7 protein-coding genes are annotated in these 4252 nt (G+C 44.6%); 4 read left to right on the top strand and 3 right to left on the bottom strand.

Annotated features, from left to right (window positions below; genetic code table 11):
* The 3 genes from F6K38_RS36055 to F6K38_RS36045 all read left to right on the top strand — a co-directional run.
* Positions 1–540, top strand: a 540-nt coding sequence (locus F6K38_RS36055) for a DUF4351 domain-containing protein (protein WP_287359846.1), incomplete at its 5' end; no start/stop codon positions are given.
* A 72-nt stretch (positions 541–612) separates the two neighbouring features.
* Positions 613–936, top strand: coding sequence for a DUF4351 domain-containing protein (locus tag F6K38_RS36050; RefSeq protein WP_287359845.1), 324 nt, complete (start codon positions 613–615; stop codon positions 934–936).
* 74 nt (positions 937–1010) lie between these two features.
* Complete coding sequence (locus F6K38_RS36045; RefSeq protein ID WP_287359843.1) at positions 1011–1898, top strand: DUF4351 domain-containing protein; 888 nt, start codon at positions 1011–1013, stop codon at positions 1896–1898.
* 69 nt (positions 1899–1967) lie between these two features.
* On the opposite strand, the gene F6K38_RS36040 is transcribed toward F6K38_RS36045, so the two are convergent.
* Genes F6K38_RS36040 through F6K38_RS36030 form a run of 3 tightly spaced genes read right to left on the bottom strand, consistent with a single transcriptional unit; the run spans position 1968 to position 3460 of the window.
* Positions 1968–2957 (bottom strand): N-acetylglucosamine kinase, encoded by a 990-nt coding sequence (locus F6K38_RS36040; protein ID WP_287359841.1) that lies wholly within the window; start codon positions 2955–2957, stop codon positions 1968–1970.
* A 42-nt stretch (positions 2958–2999) separates the two neighbouring features.
* On the bottom strand, positions 3000–3245 hold the full coding sequence (locus F6K38_RS36035) for a hypothetical protein (protein WP_287265295.1): 246 nt from the start codon (positions 3243–3245) through the stop codon (positions 3000–3002).
* Between the two features lie 2 nt (positions 3246–3247).
* Positions 3248–3460, bottom strand: a complete 213-nt coding sequence (locus F6K38_RS36030; protein WP_287265297.1) for a hypothetical protein — start codon at positions 3458–3460, stop codon at positions 3248–3250.
* 158 nt (positions 3461–3618) lie between these two features.
* Between F6K38_RS36030 and F6K38_RS36025 the strand changes: the two genes are divergently transcribed.
* Positions 3619–4252, top strand: a 634-nt coding sequence (locus F6K38_RS36025) for a hypothetical protein (protein WP_287359839.1), incomplete at its 3' end; no start/stop codon positions are given.

The raw sequence follows: 4252 nt of genomic DNA, 5'->3' as shown, positions 1-4252 counted from the left end.
TGCTACGAAAGCGAATTCATGGGATTAAAGGCCCGTCAAGATTATCGGGTAATTAATCTCTGGGAAGTAGATGCTGAATTAGTATTAGAACAACCTTTGCCTCCCTTATTTACATTTGTCCCAATTTTAAAAGGTGGTGGTAGTGAATCAAAATTGCGGTCAGCGGTGCAGGCTTTACGAGCGGATCAAACCTTAAATCAACTAGAACCGTTGTTAGCATTTTTTGCTAGCTTCGTTTTAGAGATACCTTTAATTCAACAAATCATGAGGTGGGATATGACAGTATTACGGGAATCGCCCTGGTATCAAGAGATTTTACAAGAGGGTCTTGCTCAAGGGATTGAACAAGGGATTGAACAAGGCATCCAACAAGAACGTCGAGGCAGTTTAGAGCGCATCCTTAAACTACGATTTTCAGAGATTCCTGTCGAGATATCGATCAGAATTCAATCCTTAACTCTCGAACAATTAGAAGAGTTGATGGCTACAGCATTAACGGTTAACTCCCTAGATGAGTTTACTCAACATTTGCCCAATTAATTAAATAAGGCCACACCCCACCTCGACCGTGGGGTGGGTTTTCCTCGAATTCAACAAATCATGAGGTGGGATATGACAGTATTACGAGAATCGCCCTGGTATCAAGAGATTTTACAAGAGGGTGTTACTCAAGGGATTGAACAAGGGATTGAACAAGGCATTGAACAAGGAATCCAACAAGGGGTTGCTCGAGGGATTGAACAAGGAATCCAACAAGGCATCCAACAAGAACGTCGAGGCAGTTTAGAGCGCATCCTTAAACTGCGATTTTCCGAGATTCCTGTCGAGATATCCATCAAAATTCAAGCCTTAACTCTCGAACAATTAGAAGAGTTGATGGCTACAGCATTAACCGTTAACTCCCTAGATGAGTTTACTCAACATTTGCCTAATTAATTAAATAAGGCCACACCCCACATCGACCGTGGGGTGGGCGTAAGTCAATAATTAGTCTTAATTGGATCAATTGTATGGCAAAACCTGCAGATATTGGTAGCAAACGCCTAATCAGTCTCGCCCCCAATGCTTGGGTGCAATGGGTAACCGGTAATTCCCAAGTGCGGGCATCTCAGTTACTAGATGCTGAGTTCCAATGGATTAGTCGCGAAAGCGATGTGATTATAAAAGCGTCTAGTCCTCAACATCAAGAATTTCTGATTCTCAATGAATTACAACTACGCTATGACCAGAATATGCCTCAGCGAATGCGCAATTATGTCGCTTTAGCTGAGGAGAAATACAACCTATCCGCTTATCCGGTATTAATTAACATCTTGCCGCCCCCAGCCACGGTTACTATTGAAAATTGCTACGAAAGCGAATTCATGGGATTAAAGGCCCGTCAAGATTATCGGGTAATTAATCTGTGGGAAGTAGAGGCGGAATTAGTATTAGGGCAACCATTGCCTCCCCTATTTCCATTTGTACCGATCTTAAAAGGAGGTGGTAGTGAATCGAAATTGCGGTCAGCGGTGCAGGCTTTACGAGCGGATCAAACCTTAAATCAACTAGAACCGCTATTAGCATTTTTTGCTAGTTTTGTATTAGAAATACCGTTAATTCAACAAATCATGAGGTGGGATATGACAGTATTACGGGAATCGCCCTGGTATCAAGAGATTTTACAAGAGGGTCTTGCTCAAGGGATTGAACAAGGGATTGAACAAGGCATTGAACAAGGGATCCAACAAGAACGTCGAGGCAGTTTAGAGCGCATCCTTAAACTGCGATTTTCCGAAATTCCTGTCGAGATATCCATCAGAATTCAATCCTTAACTCTCGAACAATTAGAAGAGTTGATGGCTACAGCATTAACGGTTAACTCCCTAGATGAGTTTACTCAACATTTGCTCAACTAATTAAATAAGGCCATACCCCACCTCGCCCGTGAGGTTAGGGGTGGGTTACTCTTGCCTATTGCCTATTGCCTATTGCCTATTGCCTAGGCTCAGCAACCCTAACAAACCGGCACCATAAGCAGGCTGATGGCGAGGCCAAATCACCTTAGCATTAGGGCTAAGCATGACAAGGGATGATTCAAATTGCTGACGGATTGAGGAAAGACCATGCCATACACTTCCGGTGGTTACTACTTCACATGCTGAGTCAGGGCTAAATACGCTTTCAATCACCACTTGGGTAGCTTTGGCTAGTTGATTAACGGTATCTTCGATAATGCTAATGGCTACCTGATCGCCTTCAGCGGCTGCTTGATCCACAATTGGTGCTAAGGAAGCAATTTCTTTAACTCCCCACCCTGGCTGATAAATTACATCTGTGATATAATTAAAGTTTGATAAGTTAAAATAGGTGGTGAAGCGCTCCTGAAGACTAGTTGTTGTTAGACTAGTTACTGCGCAGCCATCATAGGCTTTCATAGCGGCTCGTAATCCAGACACGGCAATGTGATAGGCACTGCCAACATCTCCTAGGATATGCCCCCAGCCACCAACTCGTTTGGTATTTCCCTGGGCATTGCGTCCAAAAACGATTGAGCCGGTGCCTGCGATCGCAACAACTCCCACAGGCTTACCGACTCCCCCCACTAAGGCAATCAAAGCATCATCACAAATCACAACATTAGAGGGGAGTAATGCCCAAGTGACGGGAATTGTCTGACTTGACAACAACTGTGGGACTAAGCCTCGCACCACTTCTCTATCTCGTGGACGAGCAACACCAGCTAATCCCAAACAAATGGCTTCCACTGTGACCGATTCCATGGATAGTTTAGCGGAAGCTTGTTGGGTGGCGAGGCGAATGGCTGATTCTAGGGAGGCGAAAGCGGTTTTGATACCAACGGTGTGATAATTGGAGGCGTCGGCTTCTCCTCGACCTAGGATTTGACCTTGGTGGTTGAGTACTACACAAAGGGTTTTAGTGGCACCGCCATCTATTCCGATTACACAGCTGTTCATTTATAGTTAGTTGATTCTAATGAAACTGGCATCTTGCCAGTTCTACGCAAATTGAAACTGGCAAGATGCCAGTTCTACGCCTGATGCCAGTTTAGCGATCGCATTCAAAACTGGCGTTGCATCAGTCTTCGCCCTGAATAGGAGTAGAGTGGGCATCCTGCCCGCGCGAAAATAAGGAGGAAACTGGCAAGATGCCAGTTCTACCCAAGATGCCAGTTCTACGCCTGATGCCAGTTCTACGCCTGATGCCAGTTTAGCGATCGCATTCAAAACTAGCCAAAAGCTCACAATTAGTTATTGTCTGGATCTTCTTGCTTGAGAAGGGCATCGACTAATACTGTAACTTGCACCAGGGCATTGATCACATCACTGGCTTGGGTAAAGGGTTTACCTTCATACTCGGAGTAGGCTGACCAGATTAGAGGAATAGCAATCAGTCCGACTAGCCAACGCTTGATGGTTTTAGGATTATACATGGGCAGGAATAAAAACAACAGCCTCATCTGTTTTTGTTAACTTTCTCAAAGACCGATTCCATGCCAAATCGAGCTAGAGAGGCCATTTCAAAAATTTTTTCCGACTTTGCATAGAATCCGGGGTTGGCCACCGTTAGTTATTTAGAAAGGTAAATCCAGGAGATGGATTGAGATGGAGTTAACCTATGGACGAACTGGAGGAACGACTACAACAGCTAGCGTTAGAAGCTCAAAAGCATTCCCCAAAAAGCCGTGGCCGTCGTGTCGTCCTGACTCGGCTGATTCAAATGATTCAAGCATCAGGCAGATTATCTCACAGGAGATATGACACCCCTCAGGAGGTTTACGATGAAGCACTTCAAGAGACTTGGTTGTATGTGTTCAAAAAAATTGATACTTATGAACCGAGAGGTCCGGTGATTAACTGGATTAATAGTGTCCTCAAGTGGCGGTTGATTGATGCCAAGAAAAGACATACCAAAGGGGGAAAGGAGTACTCACTAGATGCACCAATAAACTCTTCCGATGGGGGTAAGGTCAATCAATCAGGTATGACCTATTTAGATACCGTTGCCCAACCAGAAGACACTCCGTTACCTTCACAGCTTGTACGTCAGTGTATTGAAGAAGACTCTGATGGGCTGTTTGCCAGCAAACACGTTAAAGGACATCCTAAAGCCAACTTCAGAACCATTGCTCTTTTATATCTAGACCGGAAGAGTTGGCAACAGACTGCTGTAGCAGTTGGGTTAAAGCCAAAGCAAGCGTCAACGGTGCAAAGTTTCTACTGGCGCTGTTGCAAGTATTTTGCTGACAGGT

The sequence above is a fragment of the Moorena sp. SIO3B2 genome, from assembly GCF_010692525.1.
GTDB lineage: Bacteria > Cyanobacteriota > Cyanobacteriia > Cyanobacteriales > Coleofasciculaceae > Moorena > Moorena producens.
This window is presented reverse-complemented; position numbering and strand designations above follow the sequence as displayed.